Raw genomic sequence first — 22665 nt, 5'->3', positions numbered from 1 at the left:
GGGCGCTCCCGGGTTAGCCGAGGACGTTGGCGTAGACGTGCTGCGCCAGCTTCTTCGTGTCGGTCGATTTCTTGAGCACGCCTATGCGCTGGAAATCGCCGGCATAGAACGCGATTTCCTCCTGCAGATCCACGCCGGTCGGGTGATGGGTGTAGGTCAGGGACGCATAGAGCTTGCGCAGGTCGTCGGTGCTGATCTTGGGCGAGTATTTGGCAAAGACCTTGGCCGCCTCGTTGGGGTTCTCGTTGACGTAGTCGGTGGCCTGCACGATCGACCGGGCCAGCGCGGACGCGGCCGGCCGGTCGTTGCGGACCAGTTCGCCACGGGCGCCGATCACGCAGCAGACCTTGCGCGCATACTCGCCGGTCAGGTTGGTGGCCAGTTCCACATAGGCGCCGTTGGTGCGCTTTTCGAGCAGGTAGAGGTTGGGATCGCCGTCGGCAATCGCCTGGATCTCGCCCTTGTCCACGGCCACGCCAAGCAGGTCGGCCGGGTACTGGCGCCAGGTGATGTCACGGTCCGGGTCGATGCCGTTCTTGGCCAGCAGGATCGTGAAGAAGTGCTTGCCCGGCGCGGCCAGGTCGCTGACGCCCACGGTCTTGCCCTTGAGCGCCTGCAGGTTCGTCACGCTGGCGGCCTTGGCGCCTACCAGCCGCACGCAGCCGCCATGCGAGCTGCCGATGATCTTGACGTCGAAGCCGGCTTCAAGCGGCTTGAGCCAGCGGTGGATCATGCCCACGGCGGCGTCGGCCTTGCCGGTGGCGATCGATTCCAGCAGCTGGTCGGTGGACCCGCTGTAGTTGATCAGGTCCACCTGCAGCCCGTTCTTCTCGAAGAAGCCCTTTTCCTGGGCCACCACGATCGGTGTCAGGCAAAACGAATTCTGGTTCCACGCAAACGTCAGCTTGCGCGGTGCGGACCACGCCTGGCGGCCCAGGATCAGGGCCGGCGCGGCGATGGCTGCGGTGCCGGCGAGCCGCAGGACGCTGCGGCGGCGTGCATCTGGCTGGAAGGTGTTCTGGCTCATGTTTCCCGCTCCCCGTTGTTGTTGGTGTGGGTGGTTCAGGCGGCGCGGCGGCGCTGTTCGGCGTCGCGCTGTGCTACCAGCTCGCGCACGCGCGGAATCAGCTCGCGGCCGTAGTCGACGGCGTCTTCGAGCGGATCGAAGCCGCGGATCAGGAACGTGGTCACGCCCAGGTCGTAGTAGGCCAGCAGGGCATCGGCCACCTGTTCCGGCGTGCCGACCAGCCCGGTGGAATTCGAACGGCCGCCCGTTTCGCGTGCGATGGCCGTCCACAGACGCTGGTCAACGCGATCGCCTTGTTCGGCCGCCGCCAGCAGCCGGCGCGCGCCTTCGCTCTGTTGCGGCCCGCCCCGGCTGTAGCCGGCCTGCACGCGCAACGCGCGGGTGCGTTCGAGGATGTCGTCGGCGCGCTGCCAGGCTTTTTCCTCGGTATCGGCCAGCACCGGCCGGAACGACACCGAGAAGTTGATCTCGCGGCCGTGTCTGGCCGCTTCGGCACGCACGCGCGTGGTCAGTTCGCGCACCTGGTCGAGCGATTCGCCCCACAGCGCATAGACGTCGGCGTGCTTGCCGGCGACGGCAATGGCCGCCTCTGACGCGCCGCCGAAGTAGATCGGCACATGCGGCTGCTGCGCCGGCTTGACTTCGGAGAAGCCGCGCGCGAAGCGGTAGAACGTGCCGTCGTGGTCGAACGGCTGCGACTCCGTCCAGATACGCCGCAGGATGCCCAGATATTCGTCCGTGCGGGCGTAACGCTGGTCGTGGTCGAGGTAGTCGCCATCGCGCTTCTGTTCGTCGTCCGACCCGCCTGAGATGAAGTGCACGCCGAGCCGGCCGCCGCTGAACTGGTCCAGCGTGGCGATCTGGCGCGCGGCCAGCGTGGGCGAAGTGAAGCCCGGCCGGTGGGCCAGCATGAAGTGGATGCGCTCGGTGACGGCGGCCGCGTACGAGATGGTCAGCGTGGCGGACGGGCCGGTGGAGTGGTGCGGCACCAGGATGCGGTCGAAGCCGGCCTGCTCGTGGGCCTGTGCGAAGGCGCGCACATAGTCGCGGTCGATCACGGGGCCGGTGGGCGGGTGGATTTCCGATTGCTTCTGGCTCTGGATCATGCCGATGAAGTTGACGCTCATGCGTGATGCTCCTGGTTTGCCTGGATGGGGTAACGGGTATGGACGAGAACGTACGCCGGCGCGGCGGCAGACCCAACGAATAAAAACGCCGCTCCATATGCAGCAAAAACCGCCGGTCGATATGCGATATGCGTCGTTATCAAGGCCGGGCATGCGGCGGTACGCTATGTGGCGCCTGATCCTGTTCCCCCCGACGCCCGAAGGAAACCGCATGTCTTCGTCATCCCTGCATCGCCTGCCGACCCCGGCGGCACGGCTGGACGACGTGCTGGCCGAACTGGCCGCGCGCTTCGCCACCACCGCTGCCGCCCACGACGCCGATGGCACGTTCCCGCACGACAATTTCGCGCAGCTGCACGGCTACGGCCTGATCGCACAGGTAGTGCCGGCCGCGCACGGCGGTGCTGGCGCGGGACTGGCCCAGGCGCGGCGCATCATCGCGGCTGTAGCAGGCGGCGACGCGGCCACGGCGCTGGTGCTGACGATGACCTACCTGCAGCATCGCGCTATCGGTCGCGCCGATTCGCGCTGGCCCGACGCGGTGCGCCAGCAGGTATTCCGCAGTGCCGTGGAGCAGGGCGGCCTGATCAACTCGCTGCGCGTGGAGCCGGAGCTTGGGTCGCCGGCACGCGGCGGCCTGCCTGGCACGGTGGCCACACGCGTGGGCGACCGCTGGCGGGTGCGCGGCCACAAGCTGTACACCACCGGCATCCCGGCCCTGCGCTGGCTGGCCGTATGGGCGCGTACGCACGAGCCCGAGCCGCGCGTCGGCATCTTTCTGGTGCCCAGGCCGGACGCCGGGACGCCCGGCATCCGGGTGATCGAAAGCTGGGACCATCTGGGGCTGCGTGCGTCGGGCAGCCACGAGACCGTGTTCGAGGATGTCTGGATCCCGCTGGAAAACGCCGTGGACATCCGCCCGCCCGCGGCGTGGGCGCCGGCGGGCGGCAGCCAGGCGGATATCGACGCCAACGCTGACCAGCAGGCGTGGATGGTGACCCTGCTGGGCAGCCTCTACGACGCCGTGGCGCGTGCCGGCTTCGACTGGGTCCGCCAGTTCGTGCGCGAGCGGGCGCCGGGCAGCCTGGGCAAGCCGCTGGCCACCTTGCCGCGCGTGCAGGAGTCGATTGGCGAGATCGCCGCGCTGCTGCGCGTGAACCAGGTCTTGCTCGACGACATTGCCGCGCGCTGCGATGCTGGCGCGCCGCCGCTGCCGGCCGACAGCGGGCTGCTCAAGTACACCGTCACATCGAACGCGATTCGTGCCGTGGAACTGGCGCTGCAACTGTCGGGCAATCACGGCCTGAGCCGGCACAACCCGCTGCAACGCCACTATCGCGACGTGCTCTGCAGCCGCATCCACACGCCGCAGAACGACGCCATCCTGACCGCCGCCGGTCGCGCGGCGCTGGGTATCTGACCCGGGCGCAGACGACTGCCCGCCGTGCTATGGTTGTGTGCGATGTGCCGCAGCCTCGACGGCACACGTGAATCTGGAGACAAGCCATGGCCGAGACGCTACCCGGCGCGCACGCGCTGGCGCCGCTGCGCGACTTCATCACCGCCTTTTCCGCCTTGCTGGACCAGCAGCCGGACGAGCCGCGCATCCTGGACGAAGGCGGCGCGCTGCTGGCAAAGCTGGTGGCGCGCGACGACTGGCTGCCCGAGGCCTATGCGCAGCCCCATCCCGAGTTCTATCAGCAGATGCTGCTGCACTGCGATTCCGCCGAGCGGTTCTCGATCGTCAGCTTCGTCTGGGGGCCGGGTCAGCGCACGCCGATCCACGACCATACGGTGTGGGGCCTGATCGGCATGCTGCGCGGCGCCGAGTATGCGCAGCCCTACGCGATACACGGTGACGGCGTGCCCCGGCCGGAAGGCGAGGCCGTGCGGCTGGAGCCGGGCCAGGTGGAGGCGGTGTCGCCCACGGTTGGCGATATCCACCGCGTTCACAATGCCTTCGACGACCGTGTATCGATCAGCATCCACGTCTACGGCGCCAATATCGGCGCGGTAAGGCGCCATGTCTATCCGGAAGCCGGCGGCAGCAAGACCTTTATCTCCGGCTACTCCAATACCACCTTGCCCAATCCCTGGGACCGCTCGAAGGAATCCGTCGCACCATGACCGCAGCCAGCCATCCGTTTCCCGTCACGACCAGCCAGGCAGTGCGCCAGGCGTTGCTGGACCGCGCCGAGATTGCGCTGGTGGATGTGCGCGAGGAAGACCCGTTCGCGCAGCAGCATCCGCTATGGGCGGCCAACTTCCCGCTGTCGAAGCTCGAACTCGAAGCCTGGACGCGCATCCCGCGGCGCGATACCCGTATCGTGATCTACGGCCAGCATGATGGCGAAGACCTGGCGCCGCGTGCCGCAAGCGTGCTGCGCAGGCTTGGCTATACCGATGTGTCGCTGCTCGACGGCGGCCTGGAAGCATGGATCGCCGGTGGCGGCGAAGTGTTCCGCGACGTCAACGTGCCGAGCAAGTCGTTTGGCGAACTGGTCGAGGCGAAACGGCACACGCCTTCGCTGAGCGCCACGGAGGTGCAGGCGCTGATCGACCGCAAGGCCGATGTGGTGATCGTCGACGCGCGCCGCTTCGACGAGTACCAGACCATGAACATTCCCACGTCGACCAGCGTGCCCGGCGCGGAACTGGTGCTACGTGTGCGCGAACTGGCGCCCGACCCCGCCACGCAAGTCGTCGTCAACTGCGCGGGCCGGACCCGCAGCATCATCGGCACGCAGTCGCTGATCAATGCCGGCATTCCGAACCCTGTGGCCGCGCTGCGCAATGGAACGATCGGCTGGACCCTGGCCGGGCAGACGTTGTCGCACGGGGCCAGCCGGCGCGCACCGGCGCAGGTGGGCGCGGCCAACCTGGAACAGGCCCGCGCAGGCGCCCGCGCCATTGCGGACAGGGCGGGCGTCAAGCGCATCGCGCATGATGCGCTGGCATCGCTGGAGACCCCGGGCCGCACCGTGTACCGCTTCGACGTGCGCACGCCCGAGGAATACGCCGACGGCCATCCGCCAGGCTTCGCCAATGCGCCGGGCGGCCAGCTGGTGCAGGAAACCGATCACAACGCACCGGTGCGTGGCGCGCGCATCGTGCTGGCGGACGATGACGATGTGCGCGCCAACATGAGCGCGTCGTGGCTGGCCCAGATGGGGTGGGAGGTCTATGTGGTGGAGCCGGTCGGCGATGCCCTGCGCAGCGAGCGCGGCACCCCGGCGGCGAATCGTCCCGCAGCACCGGAAGTGCCCACGATCACGCCGGCAACGCTGTCCAGCTGGCTGGAAACCGGCGACGTGGCCGTCATTGACGTGACGGCCAGCGCCAACTACGTCAAGCGTCATATCCCCGGTGCGTGGTTCGCGATCCGGGCGCAGCTGGCCCAGGCGCTGCGCGCTATCCCGCCGGCCCGTCGCTATGTGCTGACCTGCGGGTCAAGCCTGCTGGCGCGGTTTGCGGCCGTGGACCTGCAGGCGCTGACCACGTCGGAGGTGTTTGTGCTGGAAGGCGGCAACGCGGCGTGGTTCGACGCGGGCCTGCCAGCCGAGCAGGGCGAAACCCGTCTGGCCGTGCCGCGCACGGATCGCTATCGCCGCCCGTACGAGGGCACCGACAACGCAGCGGCTGCCATGCAGGCGTACCTCGATTGGGAATTCGGCCTGATCGCACAACTCGATCGCGACGGCACGCATTTCTTTGAGGTGGCTTGAGCTAACCGAATTGCGCCAAGGCAAGACCCCTGCGCAACGCAGTGGGCCATCCCCAAATGCAACAGCAATGTTCCATTTGGGCACAGAAGTTTACGCCAATGCGTGTGAAGATCCCCCATCGATAACGCGGCCCGCCTTTCTTGCCTGAAGGGCAGGCGCCGCACAAACTGGGGGTCAATTCATGAATGCTGTACCGATACCAGCGTGGAATGATGCGCGGGTGCTTCCGCCGGTGACCGGGCCCCACCCGGGCAGTATGGAGCGGTCGCCTTACCACGTATCACTGGTTGCCCTGGTGGAGCGGTTTGCCACGTCATCGCATCGCTGCAGGCTTTTGCAAGGATTGCTGGCGTTCAGAAAGGCGCTGCACGAAGCCGGCATCTGCAACGGCTTCCAATGGATCGACGGAAGTTTTTCAGAGGACATCGAATCGCTGGAATGGCGTCCGCCGCGCGACATCGACGTTGTGACGTTCCTGGAAGACCACGCTGAGGTTCACGGAAAGCTACCGGGACATCTTCTTGATCAGCAGTTCGTGAAGAGGCACTTCATGGTCGACGGGTATTGGGTGGATTCGTCCATATCCATGCGGGATCTGATCTGCCTGTCTACGTATTGGTATAGCCTCTGGTCACATCGTCGGAGCTTGCAGTGGAAGGGCTTTCTGGAGATCGACCTTGATCCCGCGCTGGATGAGTCGGCAGGTGTCTGTCTTGCGGCAGCCATGCGTCGGCTGGCACAGCATGCCGGATCCCTCAACATCGAACTGTGCAACGAAGGACTGGCCAATGTCTGAATACCAGATCGACCGGCTGCATGCGGACCGGAATTTTCTCATGAGGATGATCACGACGCTGCCGGACGGGATCACGCGATCCAGTCTTGAGTATCGACTCAGGCAAGTGCTTGAGGAACTGGCGATGGCCGAAGCGAAGGTGCCGTCGCCGCGCTCACAAATCCCGTGTCCGCGGAATGATCGCGGCGTGTCCGTGTAGCACGCCGTCAGCATCGAACATCTGCCACAGCGGTCACTGTAACGGGGAAGCAAGGACGACAAACCTCCGGCTGGGGATCAGGCAGCCCCGGAGGCGCTGCCGAACGCCGCGAACACGCGCGCCTGCACGGCCTCCATGACCTTCAGTTGCTGCGGATTGGCCGCATCGCTGGCGGTCACGCCGGTGGCGTCCTTGGGCTTGGCGCCGAGCGGATAGAACACAAAGCTCGACCCGAAATCCTTGCCAGCTTCCTTTTTCAGGCTCCGGTTCAGGGCCTTGAGGTACTTTTTCTTCGAGGTCTTCGACATTGGCATGTTTCCTGGCGCTCCTGTCTAGTGATGGACCTGATTCCCGCCTGTGCCTGGACGGCCTTGCGCTCCGTCGGCGTCCGGCCTGCGTTGGCGGCGCATGGCGGATAGCGTCTATGAGTGACTCATTAATAACTTTATCGGGAGTCGGCGTGAGGCTATGGTAGGCGGGCGATCTCGCTCGAATCAAATACTGATTCCCATTGTCTCAAATATTTATCCGAGGCGCGCGTGACGCCTTGGGTTCGATGGCCGTATGCTTGCCGGGTGAAATCTGACCAGAAAGAGTCTGTCGATGACCGAGATGGCACGCACGATCGTTCCCGTGGATATTACAGAGCAGACCTTGCTGGCATGCGCGGTGATCGCGCGACACCTTGGCGGCACGCTGATGGGCGTCCACCTGTTCGGATCGGCCGTCGAAGGCGGATTGAAGCCGTGCAGCGATATCGATCTGCTGGTGATCGTGCGGACGCGGCTTGAAGAATCGGCCAGGCGCGCATTGATGCGCGATCTCTTGACGATTTCTGTCCCGCCGGGCAGCGAAGGGCGATGGCGCCCGCTGGAAGTCACCGTGGTGGCGTGCGATGACGTCGTGCCCTGGCGCTACCCGGCCAGGCGCGAACTCCAGTTCGGCGAATGGCTACGCACCGATTTGCAGGCCGGCATTGTCGAATCGCCAGTTCTTGATCACGACCTGGCCATCCTGCTGACGAAGGCGCGCCAGCACAGCGTGGCACTGGTGGGTCCCTCGGCCGAGACGCTGCTCGATGCCGTCCCCGTGCAAGATTTCCACCGCGCGCTGCGCGATACCGCAGCGCAATGGAATGCCGACGCCGATTGGAAGGACGACGAACGCAACGTCGTGCTGGCCCTGGCCCGCATCTGGTACAGCGCGACCACCGGAAAGATCGCCCCCAAGGACGTGGCCGCGACGTGGGCGCTGGAGCGGCTGCCCGAGGCATTCCGCCCAGTCATGATCGCGGCGAGGGCAGGATATCTGGAGGATGGGCCGCCGTCGGCCCTCGCCGATGCACGGCAGGTGGAAGCGTTCATCCGCTTCGCACGGACCGCCATTGATGAAATGCTGGTGATGTAACTGACGGCGCCAATGCCGGGCGCCAAAACAAAAAGCCCAGCATCGCTGCTGGGCTTTTTGACGAATCTGGTGGGTGGTACAGGGATTGAACCTGTGACCCCTGCCGTGTGAAGGCAGTGCTCTACCGCTGAGCTAACCACCCCTTGCTGCTTCGTCGCCGTTGTTGCTAGCGTCGTGCAGTGGAGAAACGAGATTATGCCGATGGGCCAGTATCTTGTAAAGCCCTTTTTTGAACTTTCTTTAAAAAAGTGGTGAGGGCTACTGCACGGTGGCCTCGGCGGGCACTTCGGCCGGGACTTCGATCTTCCAGACGGTCTTGCCGCCGCTGGCCTTGTCCAGTTCCTTGAGCACGCTCAGGTGGGCCGACAGTTCGGTCTCGGTGGCCAGCAGCACCGGCAGGGTCAGGGCCGACAGGTCGGCCGTAGCGCGGGTTTCGCCCTGGGCGGCGCCGGCGTCGAGCATGTCGATGACCAGCGAATTCTGGCCGCGCGTCATGGCCAGGTAGACCTCGGCCAGCAGTTCGGCATCGAGCAACGCGCCGTGCAGCGTGCGGTGCGCGTTGCTGACGCCCAGGCGATCGCACAGGGCATCCAGCGAATTGCGCTTGCCGGGGAACATCTGGCGGGCTTCGCGCAGGGTGTCGATCACATTGGCCACGTGGTCGCGGAACGGTGGCAGTTTGTGGAGCTTGAACTCCATCTCCAGGAAGCCCATGTCGAACGCGGCGTTGTGGATGATCAGTTCGGCGTCGCGCACGAACTCCCGGATCTCGTGCATGACGTCAGCAAACTTCGGCTTGTCGGCCAGGAATTCGGCGGTCAGGCCGTGGATGGCCACGGCGTCTTCGGGGACGTCGCGTTCCGGGTTGATATAGAAGTGCAGGTTGCGGCCGGTCAGGCGGCGGTTGACCAGTTCCACGCAGCCAATTTCGATCAGGCGATCGCCGGTGGCGTGGTTCAGGCCGGTGGTTTCGGTATCGAGAACGATCTGTCGCATGGGGCAGGATTGTAATCGCCCGGCACGGCTGGGCGACGGATTGCGGGGGTCAGGCGCTGATCGATTCCACGCCGCGATTGGCCAGGCGGTCCGCCCGTTCGTTGCCGGGATGGCCGGCATGGCCGCGCACCCAGTGCCATTCAATCACGTGCGGCTGGCGGGCTTCGTCCAGGATCTGCCAAAGGTCGGCGTTCTTGACCGGCTTCTTGTCGGCCGTCATCCAGCCGCGTTTTTTCCAGCCGGTGATCCATTCGCTGATGCCCTTCTGGACGTACTGCGAATCGGTATAGATATTGATGACGCAGGGCCGCTTGAGCGCGCGCAGCGCCTCGATCACGGCCATCAGTTCCATGCGGTTGTTGGTGGTGGGGTTCTCGCCGCCGAACAGCTCTTTCTCGTGGCCGCCGGATACCAGCACGGCACCCCAGCCGCCAGGGCCGGGATTGCCCTTGCAGGCGCCGTCGGAATAAATCGTGACTTCTTGCATGGATAAATGGAGGATGGCCCGGCTCAGGCGTCGGGCGTGGTCTTTTGATGTTTGCCGTGCGTGCCCGTGGGGGTGGCCACCGGGGCCGCCACAGGCGCCAGGGTGGGCTTGGCGGTCTTCCACGCCGGGCCCACCAGGCGGACGTTCTTGACCCGCTTGACCGCGGAGATCATATAGACCGAGCCGAAGATCGGCCACCAGCGGTCGCCCGCCTTTTCCATGAAGGTGGCGCGCTGCAGCCAGCGGTCAGTGCGATACGGCGGACAGTAGCAGCCAAAGCGGCCGCGGATGATCTCGAAGCCCAGCAGCTTGAGCCAGTCCTTGATCCGCACGAAGCCGATGGTCTGCGCGTCGCTGGGCAGGAAGGGCGTGGCGCCCAGGCGGTTCAGGCCCTGGCGCGCACCCCACAGGCTCATCGGGTTGAAGCAGGTCACCACCACGCGGCCCTCGGGCATCAGCACGCGCGATACCTCGCGCAGCACTTCGTGCGGGTCCTCGGAAAACTCCAGGATATGGGGCAGGGTGACCAGGTCGATGCTCTGCGTATCGAACGGCAACTCGTCGAATCGGCACAGCAGCTGGCGCGCGTCGGGGTGCGTCTCGCGCGGCCCGTGGGGGCCGGCGCGGCCATCGAGCGCCAGCGCCGAGAACGGCATGCGGTTCTCGCGCAGCGTGTCGATCTGGGGCAGCCCCAGCTGCACCGCGTGGTAGCCGAAGATGTCCGTTACCGTCCGGTCATACTGCTGCGACTCCCACCGGAGCATGTACTGCCCGGGTGGCGACGCCAGCCATTCTTCCCAATCTATAATCGGTCGGTTGGACATAGGAGCACACATGTTGAAAGTGGAGCCGATCCCCGCCTTTCAGGACAACTATATCTGGGCCATCCACGACGGCGAAAGTGCCGCGGTGGTGGATCCAGGCGAAGCCCAGCCGGTGGAGCGATTTCTGGCGCAACGCGGACTGGCACTGGGCGCTATTGTAATCACCCATCACCATGGCGATCATCAGGGCGGCGTGGCTGACTTGCTGGAACGTCATCCGGCCGGCCCCGACGGGACCCCGATCCCGGTGATCGGGCCTGCCGGCGAACGCATCGGACATCGCACCCAGGCCGTGCGCGAGGGCGATACGGTGACGCTGGCCCACCCGGCCGCAACCTTCCGCGTGCTGGATGTCCCCGGCCATACCGCCGGCCACGTGGCCTATGTCGGCGACCTGCCCGGCGCGGGCCGTGTCGTCTTCTGCGGCGACACCCTGTTTGCCAGCGGGTGCGGGCGGCTGTTCGAGGGGTCACCGGCGCAGATGCTGGCGTCGCTGGACAAGCTGGCCGCCTTGCCCGGCGATACCCGGGTGTACTGCGCCCACGAATACACGCGCAGCAATGTCCGCTTTGCGCAGGCCGTGGAGCCGGGCAATGCCGATCTGTCGGCATGGTCGGCGCGGGTGGATGCGCTGCGTCAGGCCGAGACCCCGACCGTGCCCACCACGGTAGCCCATGAGCGTGCGGTCAATCCGTTCCTGCGTTCGCGAGAGCCGGCGGTGCGCCGGGCCGTGCAGGCACAGGGCGGCGACGTCAGCAACGATGCCGCGGCGTTCGGCGCGCTGCGGGGATGGAAGGACAATTTCCGATAATACATTCCAGACGTTTGCGGGCGGGCGCAGGGGTGTGCCGGACCCGCCCGGACGGCCCCGGCCTGCATTTCAGGTATCGCAAGATGTCCAAATTGCATCTTCGGGAAAATCTCATTGACGCCAACCGGCCTTTTCCATAGGATCAGGCGAAATTTTTGGCGTCACTTTCAGAGAACTTAATGCGATTTGGTCGATTTCTGGCGGTAGTTGCGTGTGCCGCGCTGCTTGCAGCCTGCGCCAGCACACCCACTCCGCCTGCCGGCGAGATGGCCGGCACGCCGACCGCCCTGGAATCCGGTCCGCCCAAGGACCCGCTCAACACGCTGAACAGCACCGGCCGCGCCGGTTCGCTTGCCAGCTCCAACGTCGCCAAGGTAGACCAGTCCAGCGTGGACTGGCTGCGCGGCCCGTCGTCCGATATCTGGGGCCGCATCCGCAAGGGCTTTGCGATGCCGGACCTGGAAGGCACGCTGGTCGATGACCGCACGCAGTGGTACGCCGCCCGGCCCGACTACATGGAGCGGATGGTGGGCCGGTCGAGCCGCTACCTCTACCACATCGTGGAAGAGCTCGAGCGCCGCAACATGCCGACGGAGCTGGCGTTGCTGCCCTTCGTCGAAAGCGCGTTCAATCCCCAGGCGGAATCCACGGCCAAGGCGGCCGGGATGTGGCAATTCATCCCCAGCACGGGCAAGACGTACAACCTCAAGCAGAACATGTTCCGCGACGAGCGGCGCGATGTGCTGGCGTCCACCGACGCGGCGCTCGACTACCTGTCGCGGCTCTATGACATGTTCGGCGACTGGCATCTGGCGCTGGCCGCGTACAACTGGGGCGAGGGTGCCGTGTCGCGGGCCATCGCGCGCAACCAGGCGCGCGGGCTGCCCACGGACTACGCCAGCCTGACCATGCCGAACGAGACGCGGTACTACGTGCCGAAGCTGCAGGCGGTAAAGAACATCATCGCCAACCCGGCCGCGTATGGGGTCAAGCTGCCCGACATTCCCGATCATCCGTACTTCGTGACGGTGACCACGTCGCGCGATATCGATGTGGCGCTGGCGGCCAAGCTGGCCAACATGCCGCTGGACGAGTTCAAGGCGCTCAATCCTTCGTTCAACCGCCCGGTGATCCTTGGGGCGGCCAACCCGCAGATCCTGCTGCCGTTCGATAACGCCGAACGGTTCCAGTACAACCTCAATACCTATCGTGGCGGCCTGTCCACCTGGACGGCCATTTCGGTGGACAGCCGCGAGCGCGTGGAATCGCTAGCGGCGCGGCTCAACGTCGATGCCGACACGCTGCGCGAGATCAACCGCATCCCCAAGGGCATGCGGCTGAAGGCGGGGTCGACGGTGATGATTCCGCGTACCGATCGCCACGATCAGGACATCAGCGCGTCGCTGGTGGACACCGCGATGCTGGCCGTAGAGCCTGATGTGCCCGATGCGCGCCGTGTGGTGGTCAAGGCGGGCCGCAAGGACACGGTGTCGTCGGTGGCTCATCGCTACGGGGTGTCCGTGCGGCAGGTGCAGTCGTGGAACAAGCTGTCGGGCAGCAAGCTGGTGGCCGGCCAGAGCCTGGTGCTGATGGTCCGCCCGAACTCGCCGGCAGCAGCACGCGCCGAGCGCGGCGACGATGGCGACGATACGCCGGTCCGTGGCAAGGCTGCGCACGGCAGGACCGTTGCGGCGAAATCGGAAAAAACCGAGAAGGTCGAAAAGGCATCGGTTTCCAGATCGGCGAAAGCTGAAAAGGCCGAGCCGCGCAAGCGCGTGGTGGTGGAAGCCGCACCGCACAAGGGCGCCAGCAAGTCGGCCAGCAAGCCAGCACCGGCCGCACCCGCCAAGCCGACGCCGTCGGCGAAGTCCGCCAAGGGTCACGCTCGCTGATTGGCGATATCCGACCTGTCTGATCCGTCCCCCCGCGCCGCGCTACGTCGCAGGCCGCGGGGGGATCGGCACCCCCGGTGAGGCCAAACGTCTGCGCCGCCGCGCCGTCATGGTAGATTCTTCAAGAAAGATGGCCGGTATCCGTGCCCAAGGGGACGGCGCCGCAAGTCGCTGCGCGATGCTGCGGACAGGCCCCGCGCGATAGCCCATCCCACGCGGGCCCGGCCGGGCCATCCGCACCGCATTACGACAAACGACAAGCGGAGGAGACATCATGACGGCAAGCCGTGCCCTGCACGCGCGTTCCCTGTCCGACAAGGCCGGATTCTGGGCCGAACAGGCCGCGCGCATCGATTGGGAAACCCCGTTCGAGCGCGTGCTCGACGACAGCCATCCGCCATTCGCGCGCTGGTTCGTTGGCGGGCGGACCAATCTCTGCCACAACGCCATCGATCGCCACCTGGCCGAGCGGGCCGACCAGCGCGCGCTGGTCTATGTGTCCACCGAGACCGATTCCGAGCGCGTCTACACCTATCGCCAGCTGCACGACGAGGTGAGCCGGATGGCCGCCACGCTGCAGGCGCTGGGCGTGCAGCGCGGAGACCGGGTGCTGGTCTACATGCCGATGATCCCCGAAGCGATGTTCGCGATGCTGGCCTGTGCCCGCATCGGGGCCGTCCATTCGGTGGTGTTCGGCGGGTTTGCCTCGGTCAGCCTGGCCGCGCGTATCGACGATGCGAAGCCCAAGGTGATCGTCAGTGCCGATGCGGGGTCGCGTGCCGGCAAGGTGGTGCCGTACAAGCCGCTGCTGGACGAGGCGATCCGGCTGGCCGGCCATCATCCGGACAAGGTGCTGCTGGTGGACCGCAAGCTGGCCGACATGCCGCGCACGGCCGGCCGTGACGAGGACTACGCCGCGTGGCGCGACAGGATGGCGGGCCGGCAGGTGCCGTGCGTATGGCTGGAATCGAGCGAGCCATCGTATGTGCTGTACACCTCGGGCACCACGGGCAAGCCCAAGGGCGTGCAGCGCGATACCGGCGGCTATGCGGTGGCGCTGGCCACGTCGATGGAATCCATCTTCTGCGGCAAGCCTGGCGACACGATGTTCACGGCTTCCGACGTGGGCTGGGTGGTGGGGCACAGCTATATCGTCTATGCGCCGCTGCTGGCCGGCATGACGACGGTGATGTACGAAGGCACGCCGATCCGTCCCGACGGCGGCATTCTCTGGAAGATCGTCGAGCGGCATGGTGTGAACATCATGTTCAGCGCGCCAACTGCCATCCGGGTGCTCAAGAAGCAGGACCCGGCGCTGCTGCGCCAGTACGACCTGTCCACCCTGCGGCTGCTGTTCCTGGCGGGCGAGCCGCTGGACGAGCCCACGGCGCGCTGGATCCAGGACGGCATCGGCAAGCCGGTGGTCGATAACTACTGGCAGACCGAATCGGGCTGGCCGATCATCGCGATCCAGCGCGGCGTCGAGGCGTTGCCGGCCAAGCTGGGCTCTCCCGGCGTGCCGGCCTATGGCTATGACCTGCGTATCGTCGACGAGAGCACCGGCGAGGAATGTCTGCCAAACCAGAAGGGCGTGGTGGCCATCGACTATCCGCTGCCGCCCGGCTGCATGACCACGGTCTGGGGCGACGACGACCGCTTTGTACGCACCTACTGGTCGGCGGTGCCGAACCGGCAGTGCTATTCGACATTCGACTGGGGCGTGCGCGATGACGATGGCTACATCTTCATCCTCGGGCGCACCGACGATGTGATCAACGTGGCCGGGCATCGGCTGGGCACGCGCGAAATCGAGGAAAGCCTGTCTTCCCACCCGGGCGTGGCCGAGGTGGCCGTGGTGGGTGTGCAGGACGCGCTGAAAGGGCAGGTGGCGCTGGGCTTCTGTATCGCCCGCGATGCCAGCCGCACCGGCACCGATGACGACCGCCTGATCTTTGAAGGCGAACTGATGAAGACCGTCGAGCAGCAACTGGGCGCGGTGGCGCGACCGGCGCGCGTGTTCTTTGTCAATGCGCTGCCGAAGACCCGCTCGGGCAAGTTGCTGCGCCGGGCCATCCAGGCCGTCGCGGAAGGGCGCGATCCGGGCGACCTGACAACGATCGAGGACCCGACGGCGCTCGATCAGGTAAAAGACGCCCTGGGCTGAGGGATGTGACGAAGGCTACCCTTCTGCGAGCGCAGAAGAGGGGCCTTGTCCGTCCTCCGATGCATCCTGAAATTCTGCTTGCCAGCCATCGTCAGGCGCCCTAATATTTTAAGCATAAAATATTTAACCCTGATGTAGAGCGCCATGGGCCCCGATGCCGGCGGCGTGCAGGAGACTGACAGATGCGAGTGCTCTGTATTGGTGGCGGCCCGGCTGGGCTGTACTTCGGGCTGCTGATGAAGCTGCAGGACCCGGCCAACGAGGTGGTGGTGGTCGAGCGCAACCGGCCGTACGACACGTTCGGCTGGGGCGTGGTGTTTTCCGACGCCACGCTCGAAAACCTGAAGCAGGCCGATCCGGTCAGCGCGGCCGAAATCAACGCGGCGTTCAATCACTGGGACGATATCGACATCCATATCGGCGGGCGCACGATCCGCTCGGGCGGGCACGGGTTCATCGGCATCGGCCGCAAACGCCTGCTCAACATCCTGCAGGCCCGCTGCGAGGCGCTGGGCGTGAAGCTGGTGTTCGAGACCGACGCCACTGACGACCAGGCGCTGGCCCGGCAGTACAACGCCGACCTGGTGATTGCGTCCGATGGCATCAACAGCCGCATCCGCACCCGCTACGCCGAGACCTTCGCGCCCGATATCGACACGCGCCAGTGCCGCTTTGTCTGGCTGGGCACCCACAAGCTGTTCGACGCGTTCACGTTTGCGTTCGAGAAGACCGAGCATGGCTGGTTCCAGGCCCATGCCTACCGCTTCGATGACGATACGTCGACGTTCATCGTCGAAGCCCCGGAGCCCGTGTGGCGCGCCGCCGGCATCGAACAGATGAGCCAGGAAGAGGGCGTGGCATTCTGCGAACGGCTCTTCGCCCGCCATCTGGACGGCCACCGGCTCATCAGCAATGCCACGCACCTGCGCGGCTCGGCCAACTGGATCCGCTTCCCGCGCGTGATCTGCCACCGCTGGGTGCACTGGAACACGCTGGCCGACGGCCGCCGCGTGCCGGTGGTGCTGATGGGCGATGCCGCGCACACCGCGCATTTTTCGATCGGCTCAGGCACCAAGCTGGCGCTGGAAGACGCGATTGACCTGGCCAACGAGATCGGCGCGCAGCGCGCCGCCGGCGTGGATGGGGTGCCCGAGGCGCTGACGCGCTACGAGGCCACGCGCAGCGTGGAGGTGCTGAAGATCCAGAACGCCGCGCGCAATTCCACCGAATGGTTCGAGAATGTCGAACGCTACGCGGGCATGGCGCCCGAGCAGTTCGCCTATTCGCTGCTGACGCGTTCGCAGCGGATTTCGCACGAGAACCTGCGCGTGCGCGATGCCGGCTACGTCGCTGGGTTCGAGCAATGGCTGGCCGCCCAGGCCGGCGTGCCACAGGAAACGCTGAAGCTGCGCGCCGCCGCCGGCGACGCGAGCCTGCCGCCGATGTTCACGCCGTTCACGGTGCGCGGCGTCACGCTGAAGAACCGCGTGGTGGTGAGCCCGATGGCGATGTATTCGTCGGTGGACGGCGTGCCGGGCGACTTTCATCTGGTGCATCTGGGCGCGCGCGCCATGGGCGGCGCCGGCATGGTGGTGGCCGAGATGACCTGCGTGTCGCCCGATGCGCGTATCACACCGGGCTGCCCAGGGCTGTGGAACGACGCCCAGCGCGATGCCTGGAAGGGCATCGTCGATTTCGTACACGCCAACAGCGACGCCCGCATTGCCATGCAGCTGGGTCATGCCGGCCGCAAGGGCTCGACGCAGCTGGGCTGGGAGAAGATGGACCACCCGCTGGCCGAGGGCAACTGGCCGCTGGAATCGGCATCGGCGCTGCCCTACCTGCCGGGCGTGTCGCAGGTGCCGCGCGAGATGACCCGCGCCGACATGGATCGCGTGCGCGACGACTTCGTGGCCAATGCCCGCCGCGCGGCGGAGGCCGGCTTCGACTGGCTGGAACTGCACTGCGCGCACGGTTATCTGCTGTCGAGCTTCATCTCGCCGCTGACCAATGTACGTACCGATGACTTCGGCGGCTCGCTGGCCAACCGGCTGCGCTTTCCGCTGGAGGTCTTTGCCGCGGTGCGCGCTGTCTGGCCGCAGGACAAGCCGATGTCGGTGCGGATCTCTGCGCACGACTGGGTCGAAGGCGGTATCACGGCCGACGATGCCGTGGAAATCGCGCGCGCCTTCAAGGCGGCCGGCGCCGACATGATCGATTGTTCGTCCGGCCAGGTCAGCCCCGACCAGGCGCCAGTCTATGGCCGGATGTACCAGACGCCGTTCGCCGACCGCATCCGCAACGAAGCCGGCATCCCGACGATTGCCGTCGGCGCCATCTTCGAGGCCGACCACGTGGACAGCATCGTGGCGGCGGGCCGCGCCGACCTGTGCGCGATTGCCCGCCCGCACCTGGCCGATCCGGCCTGGACGCTGCACGAAGCCGCGCGGCTGGGCTTCCGCGACGTCACCTGGCCCAGGCAATACGTGGCCGGCAAGCGGCAGCTCGAAACCAACCTGGCGCGGGCGGCTTCGTACGCGCAGCAACCGGGGAAGTGATCATGGCGATGGCGTTGCAGGGCCACCATGCGCTGGTTACCGGCGGCGGACGCGGCATTGGCGCGGCGATTGCCCGCCGGCTGCTGGAAGAGGGCGCGAGCGTGACGCTGGTGGGCCGCGACTGCACGGTGCTGGACGCCGCCATGCAGGCGCTTGAGCCGCTGGCCGTGGATGGCGCGGCGCTGGGTGCGGCGGCGGCCGACATCACCGATGCCGACGAGGTGGCCGGTGCCTTTGCCCAGGCCGCCAGCGAACGCGGTCCGATCACGGTGCTGATCAACAACGCGGGCCAGGCCCACAGCGCACCGTTCGCCAGGACCGACCTGGCGCTGTGGCGGCGCATGCTCGATGTGAACCTGACCGGCACCTTCCTGTGTACGCAAGCGGCGCTGCCCGCGATGCTGGAGCAGGGCTGGGGCCGCATCGTCAACGTGGCGAGCACGGCCGGGCTGATTGGCTACGGCTACGTCAGCGCCTACTGCGCGGCCAAGCACGGGGTGATCGGCCTGACCCGCGCGCTGGCACTGGAACTGGCCCCGAAGGGCATCACCGTGAACGCGGTGTGCCCGGGCTATACCGAGACCGACATCGTGCGCGATGCGGTGGCCAATATCGTCGGCAAGACGGGCCGCACGGAAGAACAGGCGCGCGCCGAGCTGGCCGCGCGCAATCCGCAGCGCCGGCTGGTGCAGCCCGACGAGGTGGCCGATGCCGTGGCGTGGCTGTGCCGTCCATCGGCATCCGCCATCACCGGGCAGGCCGTGCCGGTGGCGGGCGGCGAGGTGATGGCGGGGTGAAGTACCTGGGTCTTGCACCCCGCGCCCAGGTCGCGGGAGACGGGAGACAGGAGACAACCAAACCAAATGCAGGTCACGAATTCAAAGCGAGACAAACGATGAGCGATGTAGCACTGGACATGCGCCACCACAAGCGCGCCTTTGCCGACTACCAGCCGAAGCACTTCCTGTGGTCGGTGTCGGCCGACGGCAAGGTGGCCACGATCACGCTGAACCGGCCGGAGCGCAAGAACCCGCTGACGTTCGATTCGTACGCCGAGCTGCGCGACCTGTTCCGCGCGCTGAGCTATGCCACGGACATCAAGGCCGTGGTGATGACCGGCGCGGGCGGCAACTATTGCTCGGGCGGTGACGTGCACGAGATCATCGGGCCGCTGACGCGCATGTCGATGCCCGAACTGCTCGACTTCACGCGCATGACGGGCGACCTGATCAAGGCCATGCGCGCCTGCCCGCAGCCCGTGATCAGTGCGATCGACGGCATCTGCGCCGGCGCTGGCGCCATGATGGCGCTGGCATCCGATATGCGGCTGGGCACGGCGCAGGCCAAAACGGCCTTCCTGTTCGTCCGCGTGGGCCTGGCCGGGGCGGACATGGGCGCCTGCACGCTGCTGCCGCGGATGATCGGGCAGGGCCGGGCCAGCGAACTGCTCTACACGGGCCGCGCGATGACGGCCGACGAAGGCCTGCAGTGGGGCTTTTTCAATGCGCTGCATGCCCCGGACACCGTGCTGGCCGAGGCGCAGGCGCTGGCCGCCCAGATCGCGGCGGGCCCCACCTTCGCGCATGGCGTGACCAAGAAGCTGCTGCACCAGGAGTGGAATATGGGCGTGGACGAGGCCATCGAGGCCGAGGCCGAAGCCCAGGCCATCTGCATGCAGACGCGCGACTTCCGGCGTGCCTACGATGCATTCGTGGCGAAGCAGAAGCCCATCTTCGAAGGCGATTGAGGAGCCGGCATGAGCGACAAGACCTATCTCGACCTGCCGTTCTTCGACGACACGCATCGGCAGCTGGAACGCGAGCTGGACGGCTGGTGCGGCCAGCACCTGCGCGATATCGACCATCACGACGCCGATGCCGCATGCCGGGGGCTGGTGCGCCAGCTGGGCCAGGCGGGCTGGCTGCGCTACTGCGTGCCGGCGGCCTTCGGCGGTGCGCTGCCGGCGCTGGATTCCCGCGCGCTGTGCCTGCTGCGCGAAACGCTGGCGCGTCACGACGGCCTGGCCGACTTCGCCTTCGCCATGCAGGGGCTGGGCTCCGGTGCGATCACGCTGGCCGGCAGCGACGCCGTGCGCGAACGCTACCTGCCGCGCGTGGCCCGGGGCGAGGCGATTGCGGCCTTTGCGCTGTCGGAGCCCGAGGCCGGCTCCGATGTGGCGGCGATGCAGTGCAGCGCGCGCCTGTCCGACGACGGCAGCCACTACGTACTGGAAGGCGCCAAGACCTGGATTTCGAACGGCGGCATCGCCGACTTCTACTGCGTGTTCGCCCGCACCGGCGAAGCGCCCGGCGCGCGCGGCATCACGGCCTTCGTGGTCGATGCCGACGCGCCGGGCCTGTCGATTGCCGAACGGATCGACGTCATCGCGCCGCATCCGCTGGCCACGCTGCGCTTCGACAACTGCCGCGTACCGGTCGGCAACCGGCTGGGCGAGGCGGGGCAGGGCTTCAAGGTGGCGATGATGACGCTGGACATCTTCCGCGCGTCGGTGGCGGCGGCCGCGCTGGGCTTCGGCCGCGCCGCGCTGGACGATGCACTGGCGCGCGCCACGTCGCGGCCGATGTTCGGCGGCGTGCTGGCCGACCTGCAGCTGACGCAGGCCGCGATTGGCGAGATGGCCACGGCCATCGACTCCGCCGCGCTGCTGACCTACCGTGCCGCCTGGCTGCGTGACGTACGCCAGCAGCGCACCACGCGCGAGGCGGCCATGGCCAAGATGGTGGCCACCGAGCACGCACAGCAGGTGATCGACCGCGCCGTGCAGATCTTTGGCGGCCTGGGCGTCAAGGTGGGCACGCGTGTGGAACGCCTGTACCGCGAGATCCGCTCGCTGCGCATTTACGAAGGCGCCACCGAGGTGCAGAAGCTGATCATCGCGCGCGAGACCCTGGCTGCGCGCCCGGCCTGACGCATCGCATCCGAATCGAACAGGAGACAAGCATGGCCGCCCCCACCATCGTCCCGAATGCCGCCACGGCGCACGTCGACACCTTCGCCCGCGATCGCCTGCCGCCGCCGGATACCTGGCCGGTATTCCAGTTCAACGACGACACGTGCTACCCGGCGCGGCTCAACGCGGCCGTGGAGCTGGTGGATCGCCATGTGTCCGACGGCAATGGCCAGCGCGTGGCGGTGCGCCATGAGCGCAACGGGCGCATCGAAACAGTGACTTACGCGCAACTGTCGGCGCTGGTCAGCCGCCTCGCCCATGTGCTGGTGGAGGATATGAAGCTGGTGCCGGGCAACCGGGTGCTGCTGCGCGGGCCGAACAACCTGATGATGGCGGCCAGCTGGCTGGCCACTGTCAAGGCGGGCCTGATCGCAGTGCCGACGATGCCACTGCTGCGCGCCAAGGAACTGCGCCAGATCATCGACAAGGCGCAGGTCACGGCCGCGCTGTGCGACGCCCGCCTGCGCGACGAACTCGACGCCAACCAGCGCGCCGACGGCGAGCACTTCTGCCCGACGCTGACCACGGTACGGTACTTCAACGGCACCGGCCCGGGGTCGCTGGAAGCCGCGATGGACGGCAAGCCGGATACGTTTGCCGCCTGCGACACCGCCACCGACGACATCTGCCTGATCGCCTTCACGAGCGGCACCACGGGACAGCCCAAGGGCACCGTGCATTTCCACCGCGACGTGCTGGCGATGTGCGACCTGTTCCCGCGCCACGTGCTGAAGCCCACGCCGGACGACGTGTTCTGCGGCACGCCGCCGATCGCGTTCACGTTCGGGCTGGGCGGCATGCTGTGTTTCCCGCTGCGCATCGGCGCCAGCACGGCGCTGGCCGAAAAGCTCACGCCCGAGACGCTGCTCAAGCTGATCCAGGACTACCGTGCCACCGTGGTGTTCACGGCGCCCACCTTCTACCGGCAGATGGCCACGCTGGCCGGGAATTTCGATATTGGCAGCCTGAAGAAGAGCGTGTCGGCCGGCGAGGCGTTGCCCGACGCCACGCGCCAGGCCTGGAAGGCTGCCACCGGCATCGAGATGATCGACGGGCTGGGCGGGACCGAGATGATGCATATCTTCGTGTCCAGCGCCGGGGCCGATGTGCGGCCCGGCGCCGTGGGCCGCGTGGTGCCCGGCTACGAGGCGCGCATCGTGGACGACAACATGCAGCCGCTGCCGCCCGGCACCGTGGGCAAGCTCGCAGTGCGCGGCCCCACCGGCTGCCGCTATCTCGACGACCCGCGCCAGGAAGTCTATGTGCGCGAAGGGTGGAACCTGCCCGGCGACACCTTCATGGCCGACGAGGATGGCTACTACTTCTACCAGGCCCGCTCGGACGACATGATCATCTCGGCCGGCTACAACATCGCCGGCCCCGAGGTGGAAGGCACGCTGATGAAGCACGCGTTCGTGGCCGAATGCGGCGTGGTGGGCGCGGCCGATGCCGAGCGCGGCCAGGTGGTGACGGCCTACGTGGTGCTGCGCCCGGGCGTGGCGGCCGACGCGGCCACGTGTGCCGCCCTGCAGGACTACTGCAAGCGCGAGATCGCGCCGTACAAGTATCCGCGCCGCATCGAGTTCGTGGCCGCGCTGCCGCGCACCGAGACGGGCAAGCTGCAACGCTTCCGGCTGCGGCAAATGGCCAACGAGGGCGGACAGCCGTGAGCGAACCATCA

20 protein-coding genes and 1 tRNA gene are annotated in these 22665 nt (G+C 66.8%); 14 read left to right on the top strand and 7 right to left on the bottom strand.

Annotated features, from left to right (window positions below):
* Positions 1-13: 13 nt before the first annotated feature.
* Both D9X30_RS26665 and D9X30_RS26660 read right to left on the bottom strand, forming a co-directional pair.
* The gene (locus tag D9X30_RS26665) at positions 14-1027 is read right to left on the bottom strand and encodes an ABC transporter substrate-binding protein (RefSeq protein WP_153945359.1); all 1014 of its coding nucleotides are present in this window, start codon (positions 1025-1027) and stop codon (positions 14-16) included.
* A 35-nt stretch (positions 1028-1062) separates the two neighbouring features.
* Complete coding sequence (locus D9X30_RS26660; RefSeq protein WP_153945358.1) at positions 1063-2154, bottom strand: LLM class flavin-dependent oxidoreductase; 1092 nt, start codon at positions 2152-2154, stop codon at positions 1063-1065.
* Positions 2155-2365: 211 nt separating this feature from the next.
* Between D9X30_RS26660 and D9X30_RS26655 the strand changes: the two genes are divergently transcribed.
* The 5 genes from D9X30_RS26655 to D9X30_RS26635 all read left to right on the top strand — a co-directional run bounded on the left by D9X30_RS26655 (position 2366) and on the right by D9X30_RS26635 (position 6874).
* Complete coding sequence (locus D9X30_RS26655; RefSeq protein WP_153945357.1) at positions 2366-3574, top strand: acyl-CoA dehydrogenase family protein; 1209 nt, start codon at positions 2366-2368, stop codon at positions 3572-3574.
* An 86-nt stretch (positions 3575-3660) separates the two neighbouring features.
* Complete coding sequence (locus tag D9X30_RS26650) at positions 3661-4281, top strand: cysteine dioxygenase family protein (RefSeq protein ID WP_153945356.1); 621 nt, start codon at positions 3661-3663, stop codon at positions 4279-4281.
* On the top strand, positions 4278-5879 hold the full coding sequence (locus D9X30_RS26645) for a rhodanese-related sulfurtransferase (RefSeq protein ID WP_153945355.1): 1602 nt from the start codon (positions 4278-4280) through the stop codon (positions 5877-5879). The genes D9X30_RS26650 and D9X30_RS26645 overlap by 4 nt, the downstream gene beginning before the upstream one ends.
* A gap of 181 nt (positions 5880-6060) precedes the next feature.
* A complete protein-coding gene (locus D9X30_RS26640; protein ID WP_194946427.1) occupies positions 6061-6675 on the top strand; it encodes a DUF6932 family protein in 615 nt (204 codons plus the stop codon).
* On the top strand, positions 6668-6874 hold the full coding sequence (locus D9X30_RS26635; RefSeq protein ID WP_153945354.1) for a hypothetical protein: 207 nt from the start codon (positions 6668-6670) through the stop codon (positions 6872-6874). Before D9X30_RS26640 ends, D9X30_RS26635 begins: the two co-directional genes overlap by 8 nt.
* Before the next feature lie 77 nt (positions 6875-6951).
* Here the strand turns inward: D9X30_RS26635 and D9X30_RS26630 are convergent, their stop codons facing one another.
* The gene (locus D9X30_RS26630; protein WP_349632243.1) at positions 6952-7182 is read right to left on the bottom strand and encodes a hypothetical protein; all 231 of its coding nucleotides are present in this window, start codon (positions 7180-7182) and stop codon (positions 6952-6954) included.
* Between the two features lie 304 nt (positions 7183-7486).
* Here D9X30_RS26630 and D9X30_RS26625 point away from each other — a divergent pair, with 304 nt between their 5' ends.
* Entirely contained in the window at positions 7487-8281 is a 795-nt protein-coding gene (locus D9X30_RS26625) for an AadA family aminoglycoside 3''-O-nucleotidyltransferase (protein ID WP_153945687.1), read from the top strand.
* Positions 8282-8348: 67 nt separating this feature from the next.
* On the opposite strand, the gene D9X30_RS26620 is transcribed toward D9X30_RS26625, so the two are convergent.
* From D9X30_RS26620 to D9X30_RS26605, 4 genes are all read right to left on the bottom strand, one after another.
* Positions 8349-8423, bottom strand: a tRNA-Val gene (locus D9X30_RS26620).
* 116 nt (positions 8424-8539) lie between these two features.
* Entirely contained in the window at positions 8540-9277 is a 738-nt protein-coding gene (gene dnaQ / locus D9X30_RS26615) for a DNA polymerase III subunit epsilon (RefSeq protein ID WP_153945352.1), read from the bottom strand.
* 49 nt (positions 9278-9326) lie between these two features.
* Entirely contained in the window at positions 9327-9764 is a 438-nt protein-coding gene (gene rnhA, locus D9X30_RS26610) for a ribonuclease HI (protein ID WP_153945351.1), read from the bottom strand.
* Between the two features lie 23 nt (positions 9765-9787).
* Entirely contained in the window at positions 9788-10588 is an 801-nt protein-coding gene (locus D9X30_RS26605; RefSeq protein WP_153945350.1) for a class I SAM-dependent methyltransferase, read from the bottom strand.
* Positions 10589-10598: 10 nt separating this feature from the next.
* Between D9X30_RS26605 and gloB the strand changes: the two genes are divergently transcribed.
* The 8 genes from gloB to D9X30_RS26565 all read left to right on the top strand — a co-directional run bounded on the left by gloB (position 10599) and on the right by D9X30_RS26565 (position 22654).
* Positions 10599-11399, top strand: a complete 801-nt coding sequence (gene gloB, locus D9X30_RS26600) for a hydroxyacylglutathione hydrolase (RefSeq protein WP_153945349.1) — start codon at positions 10599-10601, stop codon at positions 11397-11399.
* 179 nt (positions 11400-11578) lie between these two features.
* On the top strand, positions 11579-13291 hold the full coding sequence (locus D9X30_RS26595) for a transglycosylase SLT domain-containing protein (protein WP_153945348.1): 1713 nt from the start codon (positions 11579-11581) through the stop codon (positions 13289-13291).
* A 274-nt stretch (positions 13292-13565) separates the two neighbouring features.
* The gene (locus tag D9X30_RS26590; RefSeq protein ID WP_153945347.1) at positions 13566-15455 is read left to right on the top strand and encodes a propionate--CoA ligase; all 1890 of its coding nucleotides are present in this window, start codon (positions 13566-13568) and stop codon (positions 15453-15455) included.
* Between the two features lie 182 nt (positions 15456-15637).
* Positions 15638-18013: a bifunctional salicylyl-CoA 5-hydroxylase/oxidoreductase gene (locus D9X30_RS26585; RefSeq protein WP_153945346.1), complete on the top strand. Its 2376-nt coding sequence runs from the start codon at positions 15638-15640 to the stop codon at positions 18011-18013.
* A 2-nt stretch (positions 18014-18015) separates the two neighbouring features.
* A complete protein-coding gene (locus tag D9X30_RS26580; RefSeq protein WP_153945345.1) occupies positions 18016-18810 on the top strand; it encodes an SDR family NAD(P)-dependent oxidoreductase in 795 nt (264 codons plus the stop codon).
* 98 nt (positions 18811-18908) lie between these two features.
* Positions 18909-19760 (top strand): enoyl-CoA hydratase family protein, encoded by an 852-nt coding sequence (locus D9X30_RS26575; RefSeq protein WP_153945344.1) that lies wholly within the window; start codon positions 18909-18911, stop codon positions 19758-19760.
* 9 nt (positions 19761-19769) lie between these two features.
* Positions 19770-20942 (top strand): acyl-CoA dehydrogenase family protein, encoded by a 1173-nt coding sequence (locus tag D9X30_RS26570; RefSeq protein WP_153945343.1) that lies wholly within the window; start codon positions 19770-19772, stop codon positions 20940-20942.
* A gap of 32 nt (positions 20943-20974) precedes the next feature.
* Complete coding sequence (locus D9X30_RS26565; RefSeq protein WP_153945342.1) at positions 20975-22654, top strand: AMP-binding protein; 1680 nt, start codon at positions 20975-20977, stop codon at positions 22652-22654.
* The last annotated feature ends 11 nt before the right edge of the window (positions 22655-22665 follow it).

Source organism: Cupriavidus sp. U2 (assembly GCF_009663685.2).
Classification (GTDB): Bacteria; Pseudomonadota; Gammaproteobacteria; order Burkholderiales; family Burkholderiaceae; genus Cupriavidus; species Cupriavidus necator_C.
This window is presented reverse-complemented; position numbering and strand designations above follow the sequence as displayed.

Bases quoted from the DNA above. Each gene is read 5' to 3' on its own strand.
- D9X30_RS26655 (WP_153945357.1), top strand. From the start codon at position 2,366: ATGTCTTCGTCATCCCTGCATCGCCTGCCGACCCCGGCGGCACGGCTG.
- D9X30_RS26575 (WP_153945344.1), top strand. From the start codon at position 18,909: ATGAGCGATGTAGCACTGGACATGCGCCACCACAAGCGCGCCTTTGCC.
- D9X30_RS26565 (WP_153945342.1), top strand. From the start codon at position 20,975: ATGGCCGCCCCCACCATCGTCCCGAATGCCGCCACGGCGCACGTCGAC.
- D9X30_RS26585 (WP_153945346.1), top strand. From the start codon at position 15,638: ATGCGAGTGCTCTGTATTGGTGGCGGCCCGGCTGGGCTGTACTTCGGG.
- D9X30_RS26640 (WP_194946427.1), top strand. From the start codon at position 6,061: ATGAATGCTGTACCGATACCAGCGTGGAATGATGCGCGGGTGCTTCCG.
- D9X30_RS26580 (WP_153945345.1), top strand. From the start codon at position 18,016: ATGGCGATGGCGTTGCAGGGCCACCATGCGCTGGTTACCGGCGGCGGA.
- D9X30_RS26635 (WP_153945354.1), top strand. From the start codon at position 6,668: ATGTCTGAATACCAGATCGACCGGCTGCATGCGGACCGGAATTTTCTC.
- dnaQ (WP_153945352.1), bottom strand. From the start codon at position 9,277: ATGCGACAGATCGTTCTCGATACCGAAACCACCGGCCTGAACCACGCC.
- D9X30_RS26665 (WP_153945359.1), bottom strand. From the start codon at position 1,027: ATGAGCCAGAACACCTTCCAGCCAGATGCACGCCGCCGCAGCGTCCTG.
- D9X30_RS26660 (WP_153945358.1), bottom strand. From the start codon at position 2,154: ATGAGCGTCAACTTCATCGGCATGATCCAGAGCCAGAAGCAATCGGAA.
- D9X30_RS26570 (WP_153945343.1), top strand. From the start codon at position 19,770: ATGAGCGACAAGACCTATCTCGACCTGCCGTTCTTCGACGACACGCAT.
- D9X30_RS26595 (WP_153945348.1), top strand. From the start codon at position 11,579: ATGCGATTTGGTCGATTTCTGGCGGTAGTTGCGTGTGCCGCGCTGCTT.
- gloB (WP_153945349.1), top strand. From the start codon at position 10,599: ATGTTGAAAGTGGAGCCGATCCCCGCCTTTCAGGACAACTATATCTGG.
- rnhA (WP_153945351.1), bottom strand. From the start codon at position 9,764: ATGCAAGAAGTCACGATTTATTCCGACGGCGCCTGCAAGGGCAATCCC.
- D9X30_RS26625 (WP_153945687.1), top strand. From the start codon at position 7,487: ATGGCACGCACGATCGTTCCCGTGGATATTACAGAGCAGACCTTGCTG.
- D9X30_RS26605 (WP_153945350.1), bottom strand. From the start codon at position 10,588: ATGTCCAACCGACCGATTATAGATTGGGAAGAATGGCTGGCGTCGCCA.
- D9X30_RS26645 (WP_153945355.1), top strand. From the start codon at position 4,278: ATGACCGCAGCCAGCCATCCGTTTCCCGTCACGACCAGCCAGGCAGTG.
- D9X30_RS26630 (WP_349632243.1), bottom strand. From the start codon at position 7,182: ATGTCGAAGACCTCGAAGAAAAAGTACCTCAAGGCCCTGAACCGGAGC.
- D9X30_RS26590 (WP_153945347.1), top strand. From the start codon at position 13,566: ATGACGGCAAGCCGTGCCCTGCACGCGCGTTCCCTGTCCGACAAGGCC.
- D9X30_RS26650 (WP_153945356.1), top strand. From the start codon at position 3,661: ATGGCCGAGACGCTACCCGGCGCGCACGCGCTGGCGCCGCTGCGCGAC.